The 22,879-nt window shown below is 69.5% G+C and carries 26 protein-coding genes; 6 read left to right on the forward strand and 20 right to left on the reverse strand.

All coding sequences use genetic code 11. The features are described from left to right. Nucleotides 1–4 precede the first annotated feature (4 nt). The 4 genes from secF to ACH49X_RS03270 form a co-directional block, all read right to left on the reverse strand. Complete coding sequence (gene secF / locus ACH49X_RS03255; protein WP_357206733.1) at nucleotides 5–1,240, reverse strand: protein translocase subunit SecF; 1,236 nt, start codon at nucleotides 1,238–1,240, stop codon at nucleotides 5–7. Nucleotides 1,241–1,245: 5 nt separating this feature from the next. Then, nucleotides 1,246–2,919, reverse strand: a complete 1,674-nt coding sequence (secD, locus tag ACH49X_RS03260) for a protein translocase subunit SecD (RefSeq protein ID WP_195082283.1) — start codon at nucleotides 2,917–2,919, stop codon at nucleotides 1,246–1,248. Nucleotides 2,920–3,039: 120 nt separating this feature from the next. Then, on the reverse strand, nucleotides 3,040–3,399 hold the full coding sequence (yajC, locus tag ACH49X_RS03265; RefSeq protein WP_195082282.1) for a preprotein translocase subunit YajC: 360 nt from the start codon (nucleotides 3,397–3,399) through the stop codon (nucleotides 3,040–3,042). Nucleotides 3,400–3,566: 167 nt separating this feature from the next. Then, entirely contained in the window at nucleotides 3,567–5,057 is a 1,491-nt protein-coding gene (locus ACH49X_RS03270; RefSeq protein WP_195082281.1) for an NAD(P)/FAD-dependent oxidoreductase, read from the reverse strand. A 36-nt stretch (nucleotides 5,058–5,093) separates the two neighbouring features. Between ACH49X_RS03270 and ACH49X_RS03275 the strand changes: the two genes are divergently transcribed. Then, the gene (locus ACH49X_RS03275) at nucleotides 5,094–5,759 is read left to right on the forward strand and encodes a TetR/AcrR family transcriptional regulator (protein WP_357206735.1); all 666 of its coding nucleotides are present in this window, start codon (nucleotides 5,094–5,096) and stop codon (nucleotides 5,757–5,759) included. Between the two features lie 151 nt (nucleotides 5,760–5,910). Beyond that, entirely contained in the window at nucleotides 5,911–6,474 is a 564-nt protein-coding gene (locus ACH49X_RS03280; protein WP_195082279.1) for a DivIVA domain-containing protein, read from the forward strand. A gap of 28 nt (nucleotides 6,475–6,502) precedes the next feature. Here the strand turns inward: ACH49X_RS03280 and ruvB are convergent, their stop codons facing one another. From ruvB to ACH49X_RS03305, 5 genes are all read right to left on the reverse strand, one after another. Further along, complete coding sequence (gene ruvB / locus ACH49X_RS03285) at nucleotides 6,503–7,585, reverse strand: Holliday junction branch migration DNA helicase RuvB (protein ID WP_195082278.1); 1,083 nt, start codon at nucleotides 7,583–7,585, stop codon at nucleotides 6,503–6,505. Nucleotides 7,586–7,591: 6 nt separating this feature from the next. Continuing rightward, entirely contained in the window at nucleotides 7,592–8,197 is a 606-nt protein-coding gene (ruvA, locus tag ACH49X_RS03290; RefSeq protein WP_357206737.1) for a Holliday junction branch migration protein RuvA, read from the reverse strand. Next, nucleotides 8,194–8,763: a crossover junction endodeoxyribonuclease RuvC gene (gene ruvC, locus ACH49X_RS03295; protein WP_195082404.1), complete on the reverse strand. Its 570-nt coding sequence runs from the start codon at nucleotides 8,761–8,763 to the stop codon at nucleotides 8,194–8,196. Before ruvC ends, ruvA begins: the two co-directional genes overlap by 4 nt. Before the next feature lie 58 nt (nucleotides 8,764–8,821). Beyond that, nucleotides 8,822–9,298: an acyl-CoA thioesterase gene (locus ACH49X_RS03300; RefSeq protein ID WP_357206739.1), complete on the reverse strand. Its 477-nt coding sequence runs from the start codon at nucleotides 9,296–9,298 to the stop codon at nucleotides 8,822–8,824. A gap of 68 nt (nucleotides 9,299–9,366) precedes the next feature. After that, nucleotides 9,367–9,882, reverse strand: coding sequence for an O-acetyl-ADP-ribose deacetylase (locus ACH49X_RS03305; RefSeq protein ID WP_357107904.1), 516 nt, complete (start codon nucleotides 9,880–9,882; stop codon nucleotides 9,367–9,369). Between the two features lie 149 nt (nucleotides 9,883–10,031). On the opposite strand from ACH49X_RS03305, the gene ACH49X_RS03310 reads away from it, so the two are divergent. Beyond that, entirely contained in the window at nucleotides 10,032–10,241 is a 210-nt protein-coding gene (locus ACH49X_RS03310; RefSeq protein WP_195082274.1) for a hypothetical protein, read from the forward strand. A 26-nt stretch (nucleotides 10,242–10,267) separates the two neighbouring features. On the opposite strand, the gene ACH49X_RS03315 is transcribed toward ACH49X_RS03310, so the two are convergent. Beyond that, nucleotides 10,268–11,239 carry a helix-turn-helix domain-containing protein gene (locus ACH49X_RS03315; RefSeq protein ID WP_357206741.1) on the reverse strand — a complete coding sequence of 324 codons (972 nt, stop codon included), beginning with the start codon at nucleotides 11,237–11,239 and terminating at the stop codon, nucleotides 10,268–10,270. Nucleotides 11,240–11,336: 97 nt separating this feature from the next. Here ACH49X_RS03315 and ACH49X_RS03320 point away from each other — a divergent pair, with 97 nt between their 5' ends. Beyond that, nucleotides 11,337–12,272, forward strand: coding sequence for an NADP-dependent oxidoreductase (locus ACH49X_RS03320; RefSeq protein ID WP_357108122.1), 936 nt, complete (start codon nucleotides 11,337–11,339; stop codon nucleotides 12,270–12,272). A gap of 42 nt (nucleotides 12,273–12,314) precedes the next feature. Then, a complete protein-coding gene (locus ACH49X_RS03325; RefSeq protein WP_195082272.1) occupies nucleotides 12,315–12,521 on the forward strand; it encodes a DUF5988 family protein in 207 nt (68 codons plus the stop codon). Nucleotides 12,522–12,674: 153 nt separating this feature from the next. Here the strand turns inward: ACH49X_RS03325 and ACH49X_RS03330 are convergent, their stop codons facing one another. From ACH49X_RS03330 to ACH49X_RS03340, 3 genes are all read right to left on the reverse strand, one after another. After that, nucleotides 12,675–13,427 (reverse strand): YebC/PmpR family DNA-binding transcriptional regulator, encoded by a 753-nt coding sequence (locus tag ACH49X_RS03330; protein ID WP_357206743.1) that lies wholly within the window; start codon nucleotides 13,425–13,427, stop codon nucleotides 12,675–12,677. A gap of 118 nt (nucleotides 13,428–13,545) precedes the next feature. After that, a complete protein-coding gene (pdxT, locus tag ACH49X_RS03335; RefSeq protein ID WP_357206745.1) occupies nucleotides 13,546–14,202 on the reverse strand; it encodes a pyridoxal 5'-phosphate synthase glutaminase subunit PdxT in 657 nt (218 codons plus the stop codon). Between the two features lie 59 nt (nucleotides 14,203–14,261). Beyond that, a complete protein-coding gene (locus ACH49X_RS03340; protein ID WP_357206747.1) occupies nucleotides 14,262–15,080 on the reverse strand; it encodes an acyl-CoA thioesterase II in 819 nt (272 codons plus the stop codon). A gap of 106 nt (nucleotides 15,081–15,186) precedes the next feature. On the opposite strand from ACH49X_RS03340, the gene ACH49X_RS03345 reads away from it, so the two are divergent. Further along, nucleotides 15,187–15,813, forward strand: coding sequence for a hypothetical protein (locus tag ACH49X_RS03345; RefSeq protein ID WP_195082268.1), 627 nt, complete (start codon nucleotides 15,187–15,189; stop codon nucleotides 15,811–15,813). 121 nt (nucleotides 15,814–15,934) lie between these two features. Here ACH49X_RS03345 and ACH49X_RS03350 read toward each other — a convergent pair whose 3' ends face one another. The 7 genes from ACH49X_RS03350 to ACH49X_RS03380 all read right to left on the reverse strand — a co-directional run bounded on the left by ACH49X_RS03350 (nucleotide 15,935) and on the right by ACH49X_RS03380 (nucleotide 22,864). Continuing rightward, on the reverse strand, nucleotides 15,935–16,669 hold the full coding sequence (locus tag ACH49X_RS03350) for an SDR family oxidoreductase (protein ID WP_357107916.1): 735 nt from the start codon (nucleotides 16,667–16,669) through the stop codon (nucleotides 15,935–15,937). 136 nt (nucleotides 16,670–16,805) lie between these two features. Then, nucleotides 16,806–17,303 carry a hypothetical protein gene (locus ACH49X_RS03355; RefSeq protein ID WP_357107919.1) on the reverse strand — a complete coding sequence of 166 codons (498 nt, stop codon included), beginning with the start codon at nucleotides 17,301–17,303 and terminating at the stop codon, nucleotides 16,806–16,808. Nucleotides 17,304–17,465: 162 nt separating this feature from the next. Then, nucleotides 17,466–18,350, reverse strand: coding sequence for a LysR family transcriptional regulator (locus ACH49X_RS03360; protein WP_195082265.1), 885 nt, complete (start codon nucleotides 18,348–18,350; stop codon nucleotides 17,466–17,468). A gap of 24 nt (nucleotides 18,351–18,374) precedes the next feature. Next, on the reverse strand, nucleotides 18,375–19,277 hold the full coding sequence (gene pdxS, locus ACH49X_RS03365; protein WP_195042546.1) for a pyridoxal 5'-phosphate synthase lyase subunit PdxS: 903 nt from the start codon (nucleotides 19,275–19,277) through the stop codon (nucleotides 18,375–18,377). A gap of 454 nt (nucleotides 19,278–19,731) precedes the next feature. Continuing rightward, nucleotides 19,732–20,775, reverse strand: coding sequence for an NUDIX domain-containing protein (locus ACH49X_RS03370; protein WP_195082402.1), 1,044 nt, complete (start codon nucleotides 20,773–20,775; stop codon nucleotides 19,732–19,734). Beyond that, on the reverse strand, nucleotides 20,775–21,899 hold the full coding sequence (locus ACH49X_RS03375) for a glycosyltransferase family 4 protein (protein WP_357206749.1): 1,125 nt from the start codon (nucleotides 21,897–21,899) through the stop codon (nucleotides 20,775–20,777). Before ACH49X_RS03375 ends, ACH49X_RS03370 begins: the two co-directional genes overlap by 1 nt. Further along, the gene (locus ACH49X_RS03380; RefSeq protein WP_195082263.1) at nucleotides 21,896–22,864 is read right to left on the reverse strand and encodes a phosphatidylinositol mannoside acyltransferase; all 969 of its coding nucleotides are present in this window, start codon (nucleotides 22,862–22,864) and stop codon (nucleotides 21,896–21,898) included. The genes ACH49X_RS03375 and ACH49X_RS03380 overlap by 4 nt, the downstream gene beginning before the upstream one ends. Between the last annotated feature and the right edge of the window lie 15 nt (nucleotides 22,865–22,879).

Here is a 22,879-nt window from a genome sequence, read left to right on the forward strand (position 1 = left end):
GGTGTCAGTTCCGCCTCTTGTGCCGTTTCCCGCTCGGGCGCGCGCCGGGACGCGGCGTCTGCCCGGCCGCGCGCTGCTTGCGCTGCGCCGGTTCGTGCTCTCGACCCGTTGCCATGCTCGCCCGGCGCTCGGCCGCGACGCCCGCACGGGCGCTGGCCGCGCCCGCCCGCTTGGCCATGACCTTCTTCGTGTGCGCCGCCACGGGCCCCCATCGCTCCTTGATCGAGACCAGTAGCGGAGTCGCGAAGAAGATCGAGGAGTACGTGCCGACCAGCAGACCGACCAACTGCACCAGCGCCAGGTCCTTCAGGGTGCCGACGCCCAGCATCCACACCGCGACCACCATCAGCCCGACGATCGGCAGGATGCCGATCAAAGCGGTGTTGATCGAGCGCATGAGCGTCTGGTTCACCGCGAGGTTGGCCTGTTCGCCGTAGGTGCGCCGAGTCAGGTGCAGAATACCGTGGGTGTTCTCCTCGACCTTGTCGAACACGACGACCGAGTCGTAGAGCGAGAAGCCGAGAATGGTCAGGATGCCGATCACGGTCGCCGGAGTGACCTCGAACCCGACCAGCGAATACACACCCGCGGTGACGGTGACGTCGAAGAACAGCGCCGCCAGCGCCGCGATCGCCATGTGCGTCTCGAAGCGGACCGCGATGTAGACCGCGACGAGCACGAGGAACACGGCCAGCGCGATGACCGCCTTGCGCGTGATCTGGCTGCCCCAGGTCTCGCTGACGTCCGAGGTGCTGATCGCGGCCCGGCTGGGATTGCCGGACTTGTCCTTGGGCTGGAACGTGGTGAACAGCGCGCTGTTGAGCGCCTCGACCTGCCTCTGGTCCAGCGCCTCGGAACGGATGAGCATGGTGGCCGAACCGCCGGTGCCGACGGTCTGCACCGAGACCGGATCGGTGCCGATCGCACCGCGGTAGACGTCCTCCACCGCGCTGGTGGTCGCGTTCCCCGCCGGGAACTGGATGCGCGAACCGCCCTCGAAATCGATGCCGAAGTTGAAGCCGCGGAAGAGGATGCTGCCCAGCGAGACCAGCACGATCACGGCGGTGATCAGGTACCACATCCGGCGCTTGCCGATCACGTCGATCGCGCCGGTGCCGGTGTAGAGGCGGTTGAAGAAGCCGTGCTTGGGCGTCTGCGACTCGCCGACCGCGGCGAACACGTCGGTGATCTCGGTGGCGCTCGTCTTGTCCAGCGAGGGGGTGGTGTGGCTGTTGGTCATCGTCCTCACGCCTTCCCGAGTGCGGCCTCGGCCGCCTTCCGCTCGCGGGCGATCTGCTGGATCGCGCCGAGGCCGTTCACCGAGGGCTTGGACCAGAACGCCGTCCGCGAGGCCAGCAGCACCAGCGGCGAGGTGACCAGGAACACCACGACCACGTCGAGGATGGTGGTGAGGCCGAGGGTGAACGCGAAGCCCTTCACCTGGCCGACCGCCAGGATGTAGAGCACGGCCGCGGCGATGAAGCTGACGGCGTTGCCGGACAGGATGGTCCTGCGGGCGCGCTGCCAGCCGCGCGGAGCGGCGGAGCGGAAGCTGCGCCCCTCGCGCATCTCGTCCTTGATGCGTTCGAAGAACACCACGAAGGAGTCGGCGGTCATGCCGATACCGATGATCAGACCCGCGATACCGGCGAGGTCGAGAGTGAATCCGATCCAGCGTCCGAGCAGCACCATGATGCCGTACACCGCGAATCCCGAGGCCACCAGCGACAAGCCGGTGACGAAACCGAGCATCCGGTAGTAGGTGAGGCAGTACAGCAGCACCACCAGCAAGCCGACCGCTCCGGCGAGCAGGCCCGCCTTCAGCGAGGACAGGCCGAGCGTCGCGGACACGGTCTCGGCTTCCGAGGTCTGGAACGACAGCGGCAGCGAGCCGTACTTCAGCGTGTTCGCCAGTTCCTTCGCCGAGGTAGCGGTGAAGTTGCCGGAGATCTGGGTGCGGCCGCCCTGCTGCGGGCCCTGCTGCACGACGGGGGCGCTGACCACCTTCGAGTCGAGCACGAACGCGACGCGCTTGTAGACGTACTCGCCGGTCAGCGACGCCCATGCGTCGCTGCCGCCGGACTTGAAGTCCAAGTAGACCTCGTGCCTGGCCTGCTGCTGGTTCAGGCCCGAGCTGGCGTCCTTGATCTCCTGGCCGTCGATGCGGCTCTTGTCCAGCAGGAACACCTCGTTGCCGTCGGTCGAGCAGGTCACCAGCGGCAGGGCCGGGTCGTCGTTGCCGGCGAGCGGATCGGCCTTGGTGCAGTCCAAGGCGGCCAGCGCGGCCTGCTGCACGGACGGATCGGTGCTCTGTCGCACCGCTTTGGCCGCCTGGATCTCCTTGCTCGCCTCTTCGGTCGGCTCCAGGCCGGGAGCGGCGGGCGGCTGCGTCGGCTGCTGCGCGGGGAACACGCGCTGCTGCGGAGCGGGCTGGGTCGTCTCCGGCGCGGCGGGCTGCGTCGTCTCCGGCGCCGACGGCTGCGCGGCGGGCGCGGGCTCGGTGCCAGGCGCCGTCTGCGGGGTCGCGCCGCGTCCCGCCGCGGGCACGGCCTGCAGCACCGGTCGGATGTAGAGCTTGGCGGTGGTCGCCAGCGCGCGCGCCTGCTGCCCGTCGTCGCCGGGCACGGTGATCACGATGTTGTCGCCGTCGATGACGACCTCGGAGCCACCGACACCGAGGCCGTTGACCCGGTTCTCGATGATGTCCTGCGCCTTCTTCAGGCTGTCCTGGCTCGGCTTGCTGCCGTCGGGCGTGCGCGCGGACAGCGTGACGCGCGTACCGCCCTGCAGGTCGATACCGAGCTTGGGCGTCGGGGACTTGTCACCGGTGAAGAACACCAGCGCATAGATCACGGCCAGCAGCGCGGCATAGACACCGAGCAGCCGCAGCGGGTGCGCCGATCCCTGGGAAGGTGGCACAGTACGTCATCTCCTAGGCGGGAAGTCGAGGATGGAACATGCGGACGTGCACCAGCGACGCCGGGTGCGCGGACGGACGGCCGCGGCGACATCCGGCGAGCCGGGGCACAACCGCGGCGATCAGTCCTTGGTCAGGCGGGTCTCGGTCTGCTCGGCGGATTCCTCGACGGCGTCGGTGGTGTCCGAGCCGGTGGTCTCCGAGCCGGTCTCCTCGGTGCTCACCTGATCGTCGATGCGCACCTCACGGATGGCCTGGCGCAGCCACGTGGTGACCACGTCCTCGGCGATCTCGAGGTCGACCGTGGTGTCGTCGAGTTCGACCACGGTGCCGTACAGACCCGACGTGGTGACGACCTGATCGCCGATCTTCAGGCTGTCCTGCATCTGGGCGACCTTCTCGGCTTCCCGCTTCTGACGGCGGACACCGAGGAACATCGGCACGAGCAGGGCTACCAGTAGCAGCGGAAACAGCAGTTCCATCGTCGAAGTCAGTCCCTAGTTTCGTGGGTGGGATGGGCAAGTACCCCCACAGTCTGCCAGTTCGCCGCGCGGGCGCCACACCCGCACGCCGCTGGGCAGCCACAACTCCCTCATCGCACAACGGCTCGCCCGCCGGACACGCTCCTCGGGCGAGCCGCGCGACGGCCTCAGGCGGTCTTGCCGTAGACGTAGTCCTCCAGCGGGAAGCTCACCGCTTCGCGATGCGCGTTCAGCGTGCTGGTCGGCCGCAGCAGGGCGGCCTCGCCGTGCTGGTTGAAGTAGTAGCTGCGCGCGGTGGCGCAGTCGCCGCCGTAGAACACCGACGAGCCCAGCTTGTCGGTGACCCGGTCCAGGAACGCCGCGTTGGCCTGCTCGGTGACCTCGAAGGTGGTCTCGCCCCTACGGCGCAACTCGCCGAATAACCTGCCCATGTGCTTCATCTGGGCTTCGATGGTGGTGAAGTAGGACAGGCCGCTGTAGGAGTACGGGCTGTTGAGACTGAGGAAGTTGGGGAACTTCGGCACCGTGATGCCCTCATAGGCTTGGAACCGGTTGTCGCGCCAGAACTTTCCGAGATCCACCCCGTCCCGGCCGATAATCTCGATGGCCGGGAAGTTCACGTCCCACAGATTGAAGCCGGTGGCCAGGATCAGGGTGTCGATCTCGGTCTTGTGCCCGTCGGCGGTGACGATGCCGTCCGGCTCGATGTGATCGATCGAGTTCGTCTCCAGGCGCACGTGCGGCTGGTTGAACGTGGTGAAGTAGTGGTTGGAGAAGGTCGGCCGCTTGCACCCGAAGTCGTAGTGCGGTGTCAGCTGCCTGCGCGTCTGCTTGTCGCGCACCGACGCCCGCAGGTGCGCCTTGGCCAGCGCGCCCGCCCCCTTGTTCAGCAGCCGGGCCTGCTTGAAGTGCAGCACCCCCACCACCATCAGCGCCTCCAGCAGGCTGGTGTTGACCAGTCGCGCGGCCTTCTGCGTGGCGGGAACCCGCTCGAACAGCTTGCGCACCGGCGCGGGAATCGCGGTGTCGATCTTCGGGACCACCCAGATCGGGGTGCGCTGGAAGACCGTGAGCGCCCGCGCCTTCTTGGCCACCTCGGGAACCAGTTGCACGGCGGTGGCGCCGGTGCCGATGATCGCGGCCTTGCGGCCGGTGAGGTCGAAGTCGTCCTCCCACGCGGTGGTGTGGATGATCTTGCCCGCGAACGAGTCGATGCCGGGGAACGGCGGGGTGTAGGGCTGGGACAGGAAGCCGGTCGCCGTGAGCAGGTACCGGCCGGTGACGGTTTCGCCGCCCGCGATCGAGACCGCCCAGTGCTGCTGCTCTTCGTCCCAGCGCGCGCCGTCGACGACGGTGCCGAAGCGCATGCGGCGGCGCAGGCCGTATTTGTCGGCGACGTGCGCGGCGTACTTCTTCAGCTCCTCGCCCGGCGCGAACAGCCGTGACCAGTGCGGATTCGGTTCGAACGAGTAGGAGTAGGTCACCGAGGCGATGTCGACCGCCAGACCGGGATAGTGATTGACGTGCCAGGTGCCGCCGAGATCGTCCTCCCGTTCCAGGATGACGTAATTGCTCAGGCCGAGCCGATCGAGCTGAATGCCAGCTCCCATGCCCCCGAACCCCGCACCGACTACGACCGCGTCGTATTGAGGCGCCACACCGAACCTCCTGCTATCTGAACCACATATCACGGAATGACACATCATTCCGTTCGTGATGACTGTATCATCGGGGAGGTGACGAAGCCATCCACGCGTGCCGAGCGACGCAAAGCCGAACTGCGCCAGGAGATCATCGACACCGCGTTCGTCTGTTTCGCGGAGAAGGGCTATCACGCCACCGGCATCGCCGACATCGCGGCACAGCTCGGCATCGGCCACGGCACCTTCTACCGCTACTTCAGCAACAAGCGCGACATCATCGACCACGTCATCGACGATCTGGCCGCGCGCATCATCGCCGCCCTCGGCACCGAGAACGCCCCGGACGCCGCCGCCTCCCTCGATGAATACCGCGCCCAGATCGACCGCATCGGCGTGGCCCTCACCGAGATCCTGCTCGCCGATCGCCGGGTGGCCCAGCTGCTGCTGTTCCATGCCACCGGCATCGACGACGAGCTCACGCAGCGGTTGTACGGACTGCTCGACACCGCCGACGCGCTCACCGCGGGCTATCTCGACCACGGCGTCGAGCAGGGCTACCTGCGCGCCGACCTGGACACGCTGAACACCGCGCGCGCGGTGACCGGCATGCTGATCGGGGGCATCGTCTACTCGCTGCGCGAACCCGACGAGGCCGCCATCGCCGGGCTGAACCAGGCCATCCGCCGCCTGCTCGTGGACGGCGTGCGCAAGGACTGAGCAACTCGGCAATCCCCCTGACATCGCCACCGGCGCTAGGGTGAGGCGCACTGATCCGACGCTCTCGCCAGGGGGACGGCCCTTGTTCGCAAAAGGCCATGCAATCGCGAAGTATTCCTTCCGAGCGGCCCGGGGCGGCGAGCCTGACAGAATGTCGCTCGTGACTCCGGAGGACGTGCGCAGCACCCGCTTCGCGACCCCGACGCTCGGGCATCGCGGCTACCACGCGGACGAGGTGGACGCCTTCCTCGAACTCATCGCCGCGACGCTGGCCGGACACGGCGATCTCGCCGCCGACGATCTGCGCCAGGTCCGTTTCGAAGCGCCCCGGCTCGGCCAGCGCGGCTACCGCGCCGATCAGGTGGACGAGTATCTCGACCAGCTGCGCGCCGAGCTGGAGTTCCGGCAACGCGGTGTCCGGCCGGTGCCCGCCGCGAACGGCGACGGCCAGGCCATGCTCACGTTCGACGACGTGCGGCGCATGCGATTCAGCCAGGCCCCGGTGGGCAGGCGCGGATACAACGAGGAAGAGGTCGGCGCGTTCCTCGATCTGGTCGCCGCGACCCTCGCGCACGGCGGGCCGGGCAGCCTCACCCTCGCCGATGTCGAGGCCGTTCGATTCACCGAGGCCCGGCGCGGCACTCGCGGATATCAGCGCGACGAAGTCGACGCCTTCCGCGATTTGGTCGCCGCCGCTCTGCGCCATCGCCGCTGACCGCGACCGCGATCCACCCCCGCGCGAATCATTCGAAGAGGTCGAGCGTGGGGTGCGGCTCGCGGCCGCGCACTTCGATGGAGCCGAACACCAGGTCGGGCGGCGGGACGAGACCGAGGTGCTCCCACGCGGCGGCGGTGGCGACCCGGCCGCGCGGTGTGCGCGCGACCATCCCGGCGCGCACCAGGAACGGTTCGCAGACCTCTTCCACGGTCGCGGCCTCCTCCCCGACCGCCACGGCCAAGGTGGACACGCCGACCGGACCACCGCCGAAACCACGGACCAGCGCGCCGAGCACCGCGCGGTCGAGCCGGTCGAGGCCGAGCACGTCCACGTCGTAGACCTCGAGCGCGGCCTGGGCGATGGGGCGAGTGATCCGGCCGTCGGCACGCACCTCCGCGTAGTCGCGGACGCGGCGCAGCAGGCGGTTGGCGATCCGGGGCGTGCCGCGCGAGCGGCCCGCGATCTCGGCCGCCGCCTCCTCCTCGATGACGACGCCGAGGATGTGCGCCGAGCGCTGCAGGATGCGCAGCAGCTCGCCGGGCTCGTAGAAGTCCATGTGGCCGGTGAAACCGAAACGGTCGCGCAGCGGGCCGGTCAGCGCTCCCGACCTGGTAGTGGCTCCGACCAGCGTGAACGGTGCGATGTCCAGGGGGATGGAGGTGGCCCCCGGCCCCTTGCCGACGACCACGTCCACCCGGAAGTCCTCCATCGCCAGGTAGAGCATTTCCTCGGCGGGCCGCGCCATCCGGTGGATCTCGTCGATGAACAGCACATCGCCCTCGACCAGATTGCTGAGCATGGCGGCCAGGTCGCCGGCTCGCTCCAGCGCCGGACCCGAGGTGATCCGCAGCGCGGTGCCGAGTTCGGCCGCGATGATCATCGCCATGCTGGTCTTGCCCAGGCCCGGCGGGCCGGACAGCAGGACGTGATCCGGTGTGCCGCCGCGCTGTTTGGCGCCGCGCAACACCAGCGCGAGCTGTTCGCGCACGCGGGGCTGACCGATGAAATCGTCCAGCGACTTCGGGCGCAGACTCGCCTCGATCTCGCCGTCGGACTTCAGATAGTTGGCGCTGACCTGCGACTCGCCGGGGTCCTCTGAATGATCCATGACGCCTTACCGGTTCTTGCCGAGCAGGCCGAGCGCGGCCCTGAGGGCGGCGGAGGTGTCGGCGGCGGGCTGTTCGGCCAGCACCGCGTCGATCGCCTGTTCGGCTTGTCTGGCCGCGAAGCCGAGGCCGACGAGCGCTTCGGTGACCTGCTCGCGCACGGGCGTGACGGCAGTGGCAGGTGCGGATCCGGGCGGACCGGACGGTACCGCAACCAGATTCACCTTGTCGCGCAGTTCCACCACCATGCGCTCGGCGCCGCGCTTGCCGATGCCGGGGACCCGGGTCAGCGCCGCCACGTTGCTCTCGGCCAGCGCTTTGCGCAGCGCCTCCGGCTCGAGCACGGCCAGCACCGCCATGGCCAGGCGGGGTCCCACGCCCGACACGGTCTGCAACAGGCCGAACAGGTCGCGGGCCTCGGTGTCGGCGAAACCGTAGAGGGTCATCGAGTCCTCGCGGACGATCATCGCGGTGTAGAGCCGGGTTTCCTCGCCCCGGGTGAGCCCGGCCAGGGTGGACGGGGTCGCGTTGAGCCGGTAGCCGACGCCGGCCGCCTCGATCACCGCGTGGTCGAGGGCGATTTCCAGCACTTCACCGCGTACCGACGCGATCACCCGTGCACCGCCTTCCGTTGTTCGGCCAGCCGCTCCTTGTATCGGCGCTGCGCCGCGGCCGCCTTGGCCTCCGCCGCCGCCATCCGCTCCAGCAGCGGCGCCCGCCAACAATGGCAGATCGCCAGCGCCAGCGCATCCGCCGCGTCGGCAGGTTTCGGCGCCGACGCCAGGCCGAGGATGCGCGTGACCATGGCGGTCACCTGCTTCTTGTCCGCGGCGCCGTTGCCGGTGACCGCGGCCTTCACCTCGCTGGGTGTGTGGAACGCGACCGGGATCCCCCGCCGAGCCGCGGCCAGGGCGATCACGCCGCCCGCCTGCGCGGTGCCCATGGCGGTACGGACATTGTGCTGGGCGAAGACGCGTTCGATGGCGACGGCCCCCGGTTCGTGGGTGTCCATCCAGCGTTCGGCGGCGTCGGCGACCGCGAGCAGGCGCTGCGCCAGCTCCATATCGCCGGGCGTGCGGACCACGCCGACGTCCACGGCGGTGACCTTCCGCCCCGATCCGCCGTCGACGATGCTGAGGCCGCATCGGGTGAGTCCGGGATCGACGCCCATCACCCGCACGACAACCCCTCTCGCAGACACGAACAATTGTTCGAGAGTCTAGCGGAGGCTTCGCCTTTCACCCTCCAGCGACACAGCCCGGGCTATGCGCCGACGACCGTCGCCTCCCGCGCGGCGCCGGCAATCCCAGCAACTCCGGACGGCTCGCGCGCGCCGCCCAGTGCCGCGCGGGATCGGCCACCATGCGCCGCGCCGTCAGATCCAGCAAGCCGCTGACGGTGGTCACCGTCGCGGCGACCACGCCGTCGGCGCGGGTCAGCACGTGCTCGACCCGGTAGGTCTTGCCCTCCCCCCACTGCCAGGCGCACGACACGTCCACGACGTCGCCACCGCGTAGTTCGCGCTGGAAACGCAGCACGGTCTCGAGGTTGACCGGGCCGAGGCCGGACGCGATCAGGTCCTCGACCGACACACCCGCCGCCTGCACACAGGCGAAACGCGCGTGATCGGCGTATTGGTGATAGGCCGCGCCGGTGACGTGCAACTGGGAATCCAGATCGGACACCCGGACTTCGATGCGGGTACTGAACGACACGCGCCGACTATGCCGGCGGGCACCGACAAGTTTCGCCCACCGGCGACGCGGCCGCCGGAGCCGAGGTGTCAGAGCCCGGAGACCTGCCGCGCGAACGCACCGTGCGCCCGCTCGTCGAAAAGGACGAACCGCACCTGCGAGACCTCCGTCTCGGTCGCGCGAACGGTTTCCACGGCGATCCGCGCCCCGTCGTCCATCGGCCAGCCGAAGATTCCGGTCGAGATCGCCGGGAACGCGACCGTGCGCGCCCCCAATTCGTCCGCGACACGAAGGGATTCGCGATAACAGGAGGCCAGCAGCGCGGAGCGGTCCTCGGTGTCCGACCACACCGGCCCGACGGTGTGGATCACCCACCGCGCGGGAAGCCGACCCGCCGTGGTCGCCACCGCCGCTCCGGTGGGCAGTCCCCTGCCGTAGTGCGACGCCCGCAATCGCCGGCATTCCGCCAGGATCTCCGGGCCGCCGCGCCGGTGGATCGCTCCGTCGACTCCCCCGCCGCCGAGCAGCGACGAGTTGGCCGCGTTGACCACCGCGTCGACCTCCTGTTCGGTGATGTCACCGCGCACCAGCATGAGTTCGACCATGGTCGCATTCTGCCTCGCACGCCACGCCGACGCCGAGGACCCCGCGCCGACGTCTCCGGCGCCACCGCAGGTTTCCCCGGCAGGCCCGGGGGCCGAACCAGCAGCACACCTTTCATCACGGGATCTCCCTGCTGCACGGCTGGCTGCCGGTGACCGTCGCGCTCTTGGCCGCGCCGATCATGCTGGTCGCCGTCGCCCGGCGCGGGAGACGATGGTGGCTGATCCAGCTGCCGCTCTGCGTCGTGGTCGGCGTCGCGGCGGCGCCGGCGGCCGAGTGGTACGTGGCCGACGAGGGATTCGCGTGTTCCCTGCCATGGCCGGCCGGTCGCGTGGGCCTGCCCGCGCCGGCCGCCGACTGAACGCCGGCCCGCGAGCGCACCGGCGTTCAGTTCGCCGCCAGGTCGGCTCGCGTGCGGAACGTGCGCCGATAGACCTGCGGTGACACGCCGATCGCGGCGGCCAGGTGTTGACGCAACGAGGTCCCGGTGGCGAACCCGACCTCGCCCGCGATGCGATCGACGGTCAAGTCGGTGGTCTCCAGCAGATGTCTGGCGCGGAAGACGCGCTGCTGGATCAGCCAGCGTCCCGGGCTCATGCCGACCTCGTCGCGGAAACGCCGGGCGAAGGTGCGCTTGCTCATCCGGGCGCGCACGGCCAGTTCGTCGACGGTCAGCGGATGACTGAGGTTCTCCAGTGCCCACTGCCTGGCCGCGGCGGTCCCGGCCGAGGTCTGCGGCGGCACGGGTTGCTCGATGTACTGCGCTTGACCGCCATCGCGCCACGGCGGTACGACGCAGCGGCGCGCGACCGCGTTCGCAACGGCACTGCCGTGATCGCGTCGCACCAGATGCAGGCACAGGTCGAGTCCCGCCGCCGCGCCGGCCGAGGTGAGGACGTCGCCGTCGTCCACATAGAGCACGTCCGGGTCGAGACGCACCCGCGGAAAGGCGCGCCGGAACAAACCGGCCTGATTCCAATGCGTGGTGGCCGGTCTCCCGTCGAGCAGGCCCACGGCCGCGGCGATGAAGGCGCCGGTGCAGATCGCGACGATCCTCGCCTGCTCCGGAATCCGCGCCAACGCGTCGAGCACCGGCTGCGGCAGCGTGCCGGTGACCGCCGTCGTGATGTCGCAGGCGGGCAGCACCACGGTGTCGGCGTCGCACAAGGCGCGGCTGTCGTGGGCCACCGCGATGTCGAAGTCGGCGGCGCTGCGCACCGGACGACCGTCCACCGTGCAGGTGATCACCTCGTATCTACCTGCGGCACTGCCGAAGACGCGATTCGGGATACCCAGTTCGAAGGGGTAGACCCCTTCCAACGCCAGCACCACCACCCGATGGGGCGCGGTCGAAGTCATGGCACGATCATATCGAAGAATGGCAATCGTGCCATTTTCTTCGCCGCCGGGTCCCGGCAGGCTGACAGCCGTGACCGAAATCGACAGCACCGCGACCATGCGCGCGATCAGCCAGCAGACCCTTGGCGGACCCGAGGTGCTCACCGAAGTGAAACTGCCGCAGCCGGTGGCAGGCCCCGGCCAGATCCTCGTCCGGGTCCGCGCCGCCGGACTCAACCCGACCGATTGGCGCCACCGCGCCACCGCCGGACTTTTCCTCCCCGAACCGCCGTTCGTCCTCGGCTGGGACGTCTCCGGCGAGGTCGCGGCCACCGGCATCGGCGTGACCCTCTTCCGCCCGGGCGACGAGGTGTTCGGCATGCTCCCGTATCCGCACGGCCACGGCGCCTGCGCCGAATACGTCGTCGGTCCTGCGCGTGCTTTCGCCCCCAAACCGGCCACGCTCGACCACACCCAGGCCGCGGCGATCCCGCTCGCGGCGCTCACCGCATGGCAGGCGCTGGTCGACACCGCCGGGCTCGGCGCAGGACAGCGCGTCCTGATCCACGCGGCGGCGGGCGGCGTCGGCCACTTCGCGGTCCAGATCGCCAAAGCGCGCGGGGCGTACGTCATCGGCACCGCCAGCGCGCCGAACCACGCGTTCCTGCGCGGCATCGGCGCCGACGAGGTGATCGACTATCGCGACACCGACGTCGCCGAGGCCGTGCGCGACGTCGACGTGGTGCTCGACTCGATCGACGACGACAACAGCATCCGGTCGCTGCGCACCCTGCGGCCCGGCGGGCTGCTGGTGACGCTGCGGGCCTTCGGCGCGGTCGACTTGGCCGCCGAGGCGGAGGCGCTGGGCGTGCGTGCGATCCGGATGCTGGTGGAACACGATCACTCCGGCATGCTCGCCCTCGCCGGACTGGTCGAATCCGGCGCGCTGCGCCCGACGATCGCCCGGTCGTTCCCGCTGTCGGCGGCCGCCGAGGCACACGCGCTGGGCGACACCGGGCGAACCGTCGGCAAATTGGTACTCACTGTCCCATGAAATGTGCCACGATCAGGGCGTTCGCGCTTCTACCATCCGAGGATGAGCAAAGGCGCAAAAGCAGTCCTCGAAGGCGGGCCGCAAGATCTGCCCGCGCGCATCGTCCCGATCACCCCGCCGGGGGTGGAATTGAAGGTGCCGTTCCGCGGCGGATACGAGCACTTCAAGGTCACCCAGCGGGAACAGGACACGCCCGAAGGGCGGCTGCGCGTGTACGAGTGGTGCGATCGCACCAGGATCGCGGAGTGAGTCCGGCCCCACCTTCCCGGCGGCGGTGAAGCGCCGACCGGAAGGTGGCGGCGCGATCGCCGAACTACTCGAGGCGGCCCGTGCATGGACCGGCCGCCCCGATTTCGCGCACCATCATCCCGCGGTGCGGGGATGCCGCGCGAGGTGGACCGCTCAGTCCTCGAGTTCGGCGAGCACGTCGTCCGGGATGTCGACGTTGGTGTAGACGTTCTGCACGTCGTCGCTGTCTTCGAGGGCGTCGACGAGCTTGATCACCTTGCGGGCGCCGTCGAGGTCCACCGCGACCGACACCGACGGCTGGAAACCGGACTCGGCGGAGTCGTAGTCGATGCCCGCGCTCTGCAGGGCGGTGCGCACCGCGATGAGATCGCCGGGCTCGCTGATGATTTCGAACGAATCACCGAGATCGTTGACCTCCTCGGCGCCCGCGTCGAGCACGGCCAGCAACACGTCGTCCTCGGACAGGCCGTTCTTCTCCAGGGTGACGATGCCCTTGCGATGGAACAGGTAGGCCACCGAGCCCGGGTCGGCCATATTGCCGCCGTTGCGCGTCATCGCGACCCTGACCTCGCCCGCGGCCCGGTTGCGATTGTCGGTGAGGCATTCGATCAGCACCGCGACGCCGTTGGGGCCGTAACCCTCGTACATGATCGTCTGCCAGTCGGCGCCGCCGGCTTCCTCGCCGCCGCCGCGCTTGCGGGCGCGCTCGATGTTGTCGTTGGGTACCGACGACTTCTTCGCCTTCTGGATGGCGTCGTACAAGGTCGGGTTGCCATCCGGGTCACCGCCACCGGTCCGGGCCGCCACCTCGATGTTCTTGATCAACTTCGCGAACAGCTTGCCGCGCTTCGCGTCGATCGCAGCCTTCTTGTGCTTGGTGGTGGCCCATTTGGAGTGGCCGCTCATTCCCTACTTCCTTCAGGTCGGTGGCACGTCTGGTCGTGTGTACGGTACCGGCACGGCCGGGCGGACAACTTCCCCAGCCTACTCGGGCCGCCGCCGCGGCCGTGCAGAGCGGCCCCGACTACGCGGCGGCCGAGCGGACCATCTCCACGAACATGTCGTGCACCCGCAGATCACCGGTGACCTCGGGATGGAACGACGTCGCCAGCACGTTGCCCTGCCGCACCGCGACGATCCGGCCCGCGGCGGGACCGTCCGGCACGGTGGCCAGCACGTCGACGCCCGCGCCTGCCCGCTCGACCCAGGGCGCGCGGATGAACACCGCGCGCACCGGCCCTCCGGCCAGCCCGGCGAACGGCAGGTCGGTTTCGAACGAGTCGACCTGACGGCCGAACGCGTTGCGCCGCACCGTCATATCGATGCCGGACAGATGCTCGGCGTCCGGGCGGGTGTCGAGCACCTCCGAGGCGAGCAGGATCATGCCCGCACAGGAACCGAACGCGGGCATGCCGTCGCGCAGGCGCGCGCGCAGCGGCTCCAGCAGTTCGAAGACCTGCAGCAGCTTGCTGATCGCGGTCGACTCGCCGCCGGGCAGTACGAGCGCGTCCACGGCCGCGAGTTCCGCCTCCCGCCGGACCAGCACGGGTTCGGCGCCGCATTGCGCGAGTGCGGCGACGTGCTCCCGGACGTCGCCTTGCAACGCGAGCACGCCGATCGTGGGACGGGACTGCTTCTGTCCGGCGCCCGCGGCGGGTGCGGCGACCGAGGTAGCGTTCACGCCGGAAAGTTTACGAGCCCTGCCGATGTGGGCCCGCTCACGGTCGGCTGCGTGCTGGTTCAGTCCCGCAGCGTGCGGATGAGGCCTTCCTGCACCACGGCCGCGACGAGCGTGCCCTCGCGGGTGAAGATTTTGCCGCCGGTCAGTCCACGGCCGAAGGCGGCCGACGGCGAGGACTGGTCGTAGAGCAGCCATTCGTCGGCGCGGAAGGGGCGCAGAAACCACATCGCGTGGTCGAGCGAGGCGTTCTGGGTCGGCTCGTCGGGATGGATGACCTTCGAGGAACCCAGCAGCGTCATGTCGCTCATGTAGGCGAGGGTGCACACGTGCACCAGCGGGTCGTCGGGTAGCAGGTGCCGGTAGCGGAACCACACCTGCTGCTGGGAGACCACGCCTTCGCGGCGGGAGACGTTCTCCTGCGGGACCATGCGGATGTCCCAGTGCTCCCACTCGCGCATCGCCCACAGGCGTTCGGGGGACATCGTGGTGCTGGCGTCGGGCAGATCGTCCGGCATCGGGACATCGGGCATGACGTCCTGATGCTCGGGGCCCTCGTCACCGACGTGGAACGACGCCGACATGGTGAAGATCGCGGCGCCGTCCTGGATGCCGGTCACCCGCCTGGTGCAGAACGACCGCCCGTCCCGGATGCGTTCGACCTGGTAGACCGTCGGCTCCTGCGGATTGCCCGGACGCAGGAAGTATCCGTGCAGCGAGTGCACCTGGAATCGCGGTTCCACCGTCCGGACCGCGGACACGAGCGCCTGGCCGGCAACCTGGCCGCCGAACGTGCGCTGCAGCTGGGTCTTGGTGGACGCGCCACGGAAGATGTCCCGCTCCAGCCGCTCTATCTCCAGCGCCTCTTCGATTGTCGCCATGCGCTGAGATTATCCCGGCCGCTGCCCGCGGCGCCGCTCGGCCGCCGGTGAACGCCCGGCAACGCCCACACCGCACCGGCCGTGACGCTTTTGCTGAGATGGACGAGTGCCGCGCTTCCTGCCCATCACCCCCGACGCTCTCGTCGAGCAGGTGATCCAGCCTGTGCTGTCCACGACGTCGCACACGGTGATCACCGTCGACGGGGCGGATGCCGCCCAGCCGGTGGCCCTCGCGGAGCGGATCACCGAGGCGCTGCGCGCGGCCGGCCGATCGGCCGACGTGGTCTCCGTGCACGACTACGTGCGGCCTGCGTCCCTGCGCATGGAGTTCGGCCGCACCGATGAGATGTCCTATCGCACCGCGTGGTTCGACTACGCCGCGCTGCGCCGGGAAGTGGTGGACGCGCTGCGCGAGCACGGCCGGTGGCTGCCCGCGCTGTGGGACGAAGCGACCGACCGCTCCGCACGCGCCGCGATCCGCACGGCGCCACCCGCCACCACCATCGTGGTCGCGGGCCCGATGCTCGCAGGCCGCCATATCGACCCCGATCTGAGCCTCCGGCTGGACCTGTCCGAGGCCGCGCTCCGCCGCCGCACCCCGGCCGACGCGCAGTGGACCGTTCCCGCCCTGCTGCGCCACGATGCCGAGAACCCATGTACACCGACATTCTTCGTGCGGTGGGACCATCCCGATCGCCCGGCGCTGCGGGTCGGTGAGGACCGGGCGGACTGAGTTCCGCCCGTCCTTGCCGATTCCCGTTCGTCACGGTGCGGGATGTTTCTCGGGCCTTCTCATGTTTTGATGCGCATAGTCGCGTACCTATATGTGTGTCTCGACCACCGTCGCCCCGCGATCAGACCAACCGATGCCCGCCGTCCACGTGCAGGACCGTGCCGGTGATGAAGGGATTGCGCATCACGCCCAGCATCGCCTGCGCGATGTCGGAAGGGCGGCCGATGCGGCCGACGGGCAGTCGCGCGGCGAGCTGCTGATGACGTTCGGTTTTCGCGGGCCCGGCGATGGCGTCCCAGATCGGTGTGTCGACCCACCCCGGCGAGACCACGTTGACGCGGACCGGGCCGAGTTCGAGGGCCAGCGCGTAGGCCAGCGAGGCGAGGGCGCCGTTGACGGCCGCCACCATGGCGCCGCCCGGGGCGGGGCGATAGGCCGCGATGCCGGAAGTGAACGTCAGCGAGCCGCCGGGGGCCACCCGGGCGTGTTTGGCCAGCAGCATGGGCCCGATCAACTTGGCCGAGACGAGGTTTCGCGCCAGATCGGCGTCGAACCGGTCCAGCTGCTGATAGGCGCCGGTGACGTCGGCGGCGGTGGTGACGACATGATCGGCCGGTTCCGATCCGGCGAACAAGCGCTCGAGGTCGGCTTCGCGGGTGATGTCCGCGACGACCGAGCGCACCGTGCCCGGTCCCCCGGACAGAGTGCGCTCGGCCGCGGCCAGTCGTTCGGCGGAACGGCCCGCGATGGTGACCTGTGCGCCTTCGTCGATCAGCGACGCGGCCAGCGCCAGTCCCATGCCGGAGCCGCCGCCGACGATGACGACGCGTTCGGGTGTTGTACTGCTTGCTGTCATGACTCCACCCGACCATCGCCATGGTCGGGTGTCCATGTCGCGCTGCCGAATACGCCTTAGGCTCGGCCTAACATCGCGGGTCCGTGGACCGATTCGGCCCAAGGATCTCGGTGGACGGCCACCGCGAAGCGACCCGTCAGGCGGCGCAAGCCGGGGATTGCTGGTTCAGGTTGGCCAGCGCCTGGCAGGCCCAGGCCTTCTGGACCTTCCACTTGCCGTCTTCGAGGACGAACGGAACGTCGACCTGGTTCGGCTGCCCGTTGATGGTGAACGTGGCCTGGGCGGTGACAGTGTCACCGAAGGCCGTCACACCCGTTACCACTGCCGTGGCGTTGGCCTGCTGAAACGCCTGGGCCAAGCGGTTGGGCAGGCTCGGGTCGGCCTGGATGCCCTGCACGAGGTCGAGCTTCTCCTCGTTCGGCACCGAGGGGTCGAGCGCGCGCTGCAGGTTGGCGTTGAGTTCCTCTTTGGTGGGCGGGGCGGGTACGTTCGCGGTCGCCGACGCGGCGGCGGTGGTGGTGTGGCTGGAGCTGTGCGAGTCGCTCTTGTCGTCGCTGCCGCAGGCGGCCAGGCTCAGGGCGGCCGCAAGGGCCAGGCCCGCCGCTGCGATGCGTCCGGTCTCGAGAAGCTTCAACTGTTCGTCCTTTGCACTCGGATCGATCCGACGGTGGTGGGGCGCGATGTGGCCGGGGGGCCATCGAATGGCGAAGCTACTGAGCGTGATTGTGAGAACCATGAGACGACCTTCTGGCCGCCGTAAGAAGTGAACCTAGCATCGGAAGCGTCCCCGGCGGGCTCATTCCGGCGACAGTTCGGCCGTCAGTGCCGTGAGCAGCGCCGCCACGGCCGGATCGCGCACCGTGGCGCGCCAGGCGATCGCATAGGTCACCATCAGGGGCGCACCCCGCAACGGCCGCCAAACCAGACCGGGCAGTCCGTCAGCGCGCGCGGAGCTGAGCCCGATCGCGTCGGGGCGCGACGGCAGCACGGCCAGCATCTGGGCATGCCCCATCGCGCTGTCGCTGAGCCGTACCGCGGCGCCGTGGCCCGCGAGCGTCCGCAACAGCGAATCATGCAGCCCCGCAGCGGATTCCCGGGCGAACAAGATCAATTCCTGCCCGCTCAGCTCGGTGGGGTCCAGCGGCATGGCACCGGCGAGGGGATGCCGCTCGGACATCACGACGCCCAGTTCCTCGCGGGCCACCGGACGTTGCGCGAAGCGGTCGGGCAGGTCCACCGGGGCGCGCACCAAGGCGAGATCGACTTCGTCGTCGTCGAGAAAGCGAACCTGGTCGGCGGTGGTCCCCCCGGTGAGCACCATCCGCGCGCCGGGCAGCGCCGCGGCGAGCAGACTACCGATACGGGTGGGCAGCCAGGGCGGGACGCCGTTGAGCAGTCCCAGGCGCAGTACCGGGGCGCCTCCTACGGCGGCACGCCTGGTCGCGCGCATCGCCTCGTCCATCGCGCGCAGAACGTCGCGGCCGGAACGCAGCAGCACCGCGCCCGCGGGCGTCAATTCCACCCGCGGCTCCCGGACCAGCAGGGGACCGCCCACCTCCCGTTCCAGCACCTTGATCTGCTGGCTGAGCGTCGGCGTCGAGATGAACAATCGCTGCGCGGCCCGGCGGAAGTGCAATTCCTCCGCCAGAACCACGAAGTACCGCAACTGCCGCAACTCCACGCGGCAGACGCTACCGGCCGCGGATCACCAGCCGCGCTCGGCCAGGCGATGCGGCTGGGCGATCTCCTCGACGTTGATGCCGACCATGGCCTCACCCAGACCACGCGACACCTTCGCCAGCACATCCGGATCGTCGTAGAAGGTGGTGGCCTTGACGATGGCGGCGGCGCGCTGCGCCGGGTTGCCGGACTTGAAGATGCCCGACCCCACGAACACGCCCTCGGCCCCGAGCTGCATCATCATCGCGGCGTCGGCCGGAGTGGCGATGCCGCCCGCGGTGAACAGCACGACAGGCAGCTTGCCCGTCTCGGCGATCTCACGGACCAGCTCGTAGGGCGCCTGCAGCTCCTTGGCGGCGACGAACAGCTCGTCCTCGGGCAGGGACGACAGCCTGCGGATCTCCTGGCGGATCTTGCGCATGTGCGTGGTCGCGTTGGACACGTCACCGGTGCCCGCCTCGCCCTTGGACCGAATCATGGCCGCGCCCTCGGTGATCCGGCGCAGCGCCTCGCCGAGGTTGGTGGCGCCGCAGACGAACGGCACGGTGAAGTTCCACTTGTCGATGTGGTTGGCGTAGTCGGCGGGGGTGAGCACCTCGGACTCATCGATGTAGTCGACGCCGAGGCTCTGCAGGATCTGCGCCTCCACGAAGTGGCCGATGCGGGCCTTCGCCATGACCGGGATGGAGACCGCGTTGATGATGCCGTCGATCATGTCCGGGTCGCTCATCCGGGAGACACCGCCCTGGGCCCGGATGTCGGCGGGGACGCGCTCCAGCGCCATCACCGCGACCGCACCGGCGTCCTCGGCGATCTTGGCCTGCTCCGGCGTGACGACGTCCATGATCACCCCGCCCTTGAGCATCTCGGCCATGCCGCGCTTCACGCGGGCGGTACCGACGGTCTGGGTGGTCTCGGGGGTGGTCACAGCAAACTCCTCCAGGCATCGCGCCAATCGATCACTCGCATTCGAACGCCACGATTCTAGGTGGCCGCAAAAGGCCACCTGATAGCCAGTTGGAGCGCACTGGCCTGGTGCGATCCCGGTACGGACGCTTTACGCCGGGAAGGCTCGGCTGCCCAGCCGTCCCGGCGCCGCACCGGCCTTCCCGGTCCGCGCCCGGCGTCCGATCACAGCGGGCCGACCACCAGCAATTGCGCCCAGTACTCCGCGGCCGCGGGGCCGATCAGCGGCAACAGGAAATCGAACAGCAGGTACGACATGAATCAACTACCTCCACGACCGAACAGGAACAGCACCGCCGACGGCGGGACCACGACACCGAAATCACATGCGTCCCTGACATCGATACCCTCCGGCGCCCTGGATCATCGCGACGCTATCACGATCGTGAAGCACATCACATTCGTTCCCGGACCGGTCAGCGGATGGAGCGGACCTCCGGATCGCCGGTCCCCGACGCCGCCTCGGCCGCTCCGGCCAGCAGCTCGTCCAGGTGATACGGGTAGACCGTTTCGCCGGAGCGGTCCAGCGCGACGATGTCGGCGGCGGTGCACCATTTGTGCCCGGTGATGGAGCGGCGTTCGATGAGGGTCCGATTCGCCGCGTGCGGTTGGAATCCCCGCGTGCGCAGCGCGAAGAACAGCTCTTCGGAGCGGATCAGCTCACCGTCGAACGGAAAGACCGCGACCCGCCGCCAGATCGGGCCACGCAGGTCGGCCGGGTCCGCGCGATACCCGGTCTCTTCGTACAGTTCCCGGACCGCCGCCGCGCGCAGGGTCTCCCCCGGCTCGACGCCGCCGCCGACGGTGAACCAGAACGACACCTCGGGCGTCTTCGGATCGTTCCCGCGCATCAGCAGGGTCCGGTCGTTCTCGTCGAACAGCACGACACGGGCAGTGGTACGGATGGTGTCCACCGCGAGACCCGTGGACGCGGCGGGTGTCGCGCGCTCGGTGATCTCGAAGTAGGACGGTAAGGGGGCGGTACCCCCGAGGTGCAGCATGCGGACCGGGCGGCGCGTGCGCAGCGCCAGCGTGTCGCGCACGGCGTCGTTGTGGAAGCGGCGGGCGATCAGCACCCTGGCCTCGGCGTCGGCCAGCTCGGCGACCAGTTGCGGGCGCAGCGTGCCGATGTCGACCGCCGACAGCGCCGTGGACAACCGGTTCTCCACCGTCTCCCGCTCGGCGCGGCCCGCGCGCTCGGCCCGGTCCGCCAGCGCCGCCAGTTGAGCGGCCTGCTCCGCCATGGCCGGATCGGACACCGGACCCGCGATCGCCATCGCGACCGACCTGGCCACCACCGCGCGCCGCGCCAGCGCCGCGTCGAGCGCCTGCCAGGACTGGTCGGAGCGCACGTGCAGCCGGTCGAGCCGGTTGGCGGTGGAATACGCCCACAAGCCGATCGCGACGACCACAGCGGCGATCAGCGCGAGGACGAGAACGGTGGTCGCGGAGAAGGTGATCATCCTGCGGCCCGCACTCTCATGTCGCCCACGGTCACCGTCTCGTAGACGCGCAGGATCTGTTCGGCCACCACCGGCCAGTCGTACTCGCCGACGACCTGGGTGGCGGTACGCACCAAAGCCTCTCGGCGCACTTCGTCGGTGAGCACGGTGTGCAGCGCGGCGGCCAGGGCCGCGGAGTCGCCGACCGGGACCAGCATGCCCGCCGTTCCGTCCCGCAGCACCCGGCGGAAGGCGTCCAGTTCGCTGGCCACGACCGCGGTGCCCGCCGCCATCGCCTCGATCAGGATGATGCCGAAGCTCTCGCCGCCCAGGTTCGGCGCGACATACACGTCCGCGCTCCGCATCGCCGAAGCCTTCTCCTCGTCGGACACCTGCCCGAGGAAGCGCAGATGGCCGGCCAGCTCGCCGGCTTCGCGGCGCAACCGGTCCTCCTCGCCGCGGCCGACGATCAGGATCTCGACGTCGGGGTGCTCGCGCACCAGTTCGGGCAGCGCGCCGAGCAGCACCTGCATGCCCTTGCGCGGCTCGTCGTAGCGCCCCAGGAACAGCACCGTCCCGCCGGGCCGCGGATAGCCCGGCAGCATCGGCGCGCGAGCGAAGGCCGGGACGTCGACACCGTTGGGAATCTCGACGGCGTCCGAGCCGAGCGCTTCGACCTGCCAGCGGCGCGCGAGTTCGGACACCGCGATACGACCGAGGATCTTCTCGTGATACGGCCGCAGCACCCCCTGAAAAGTACTGAGCACCAGGGATTTCGTCGTCGAGGTGTGGAAGGTCGCCACGATCGGGCCCTCGGCGATCTTCAGCGCGAGCATGGACAGGCTGGGCGCGTTCGGCTCGTGGATGTGCAGCACGTCGAAGTCGTTGCCGTCGATCCATCGGCGAATCCTGGTGTAGGCCATGGGCCCGAACGACAGTCGCGCCACCGACCCGTTGTACGGGATGGCCACCGCGCGCCCCGCCGACACCACGAATTCCGGCAGTGGAGTGCCCTCCGAGGCGGGCGCCAGAACACTCACCTTGTGCCCGCGTTCGATGAGCACCCGCGCCAGTTCGACCACATGCGCCTGCACCCCACCGGGGACGTCGAACGAATAGGGGCAGACCATGCCGATCTTCATGGCGATACGTCTCCCTGCTCGGCTTTGATGCTCGCCTGCGCGGCGCCGATTCTGGCACGCCGCTGCGGCGAGAGATCGCTCTCCCACAATGGTTGCAGCATGTGCCAATCCGCGGGGTGCTCGGCGATATTCGCCGCGAAACGGTCGGCGAGCGCCTGGGTGGCCGCGGCCACGCCACCGGAAATATCCAGCGGCGCTTCGGTTTTCAGTCCCCAGTTCTCGCGGCCGTCGGCGTCCACCTCGAACCACGCGTGCACCGGCAGCAACGCCGCGCCGGTCTCGATGGCGAGTTTCGCCGCGCCCGCGGGCATCCAGGTGCGCTCACCGAAGAAGTCCACGGGCACACCCTTGCCGGTGAGGTCGCGTTCGCCCATCAGGCACACGATCTTGTTCTGCCGTAGGCGGTCGGCCAACCGGCCGAACGGCGGCTGCTCGCCGCCGGTCAGCGGGAACACCTCGAAGCCGAGGCTCTCCCGGTAGGCGACGAACCGCTCGAACAGCGACTCCGGCTTCAACCGCTCGGCGACGGTGGTGAAGCCGCCGTAGTGCTGCACCAGCCAGACGCCCGCCATGTCCCAGTTGCCGGAGTGCGGCAGCACCAGGATCACGCCCCGGCCGTTCGCGAGCCCGGCATCCAGGTGCTCGAGCCCGCCGACGTAGTAGTCGATCGCGGTGTGGTCCATCGTGGGCAGCCGGAACGCCTCCCGCCAATACCGTGCGTAGGAGCGCATACTGGCGACGATCAGTTCGTCGGGCACATCGGCGGGAAGGACGCCGAGCACGCGCGCCAGATTGCGCCGCAACTGGTCCGGCGCGCCGCCCGCGTGGAATTCCCGATTGGCGCGCCGGGCGATCCGGTCGGCGCCCCACTCGAACAGCCGCCGCGCCGTCGGCTCCGGCAGCGCACGCACCACCCGCCAGCCCGCCGCGTATCCGGCGGCGCCGAGTTGTTCCCCGATCGTCATCCCCGCTCCCGAGCC

Source organism: Nocardia sp. NPDC019323 (genome assembly GCF_044389845.1).
Taxonomy (GTDB): Bacteria; Actinomycetota; Actinomycetes; order Mycobacteriales; family Mycobacteriaceae; genus Nocardia; species Nocardia implantans.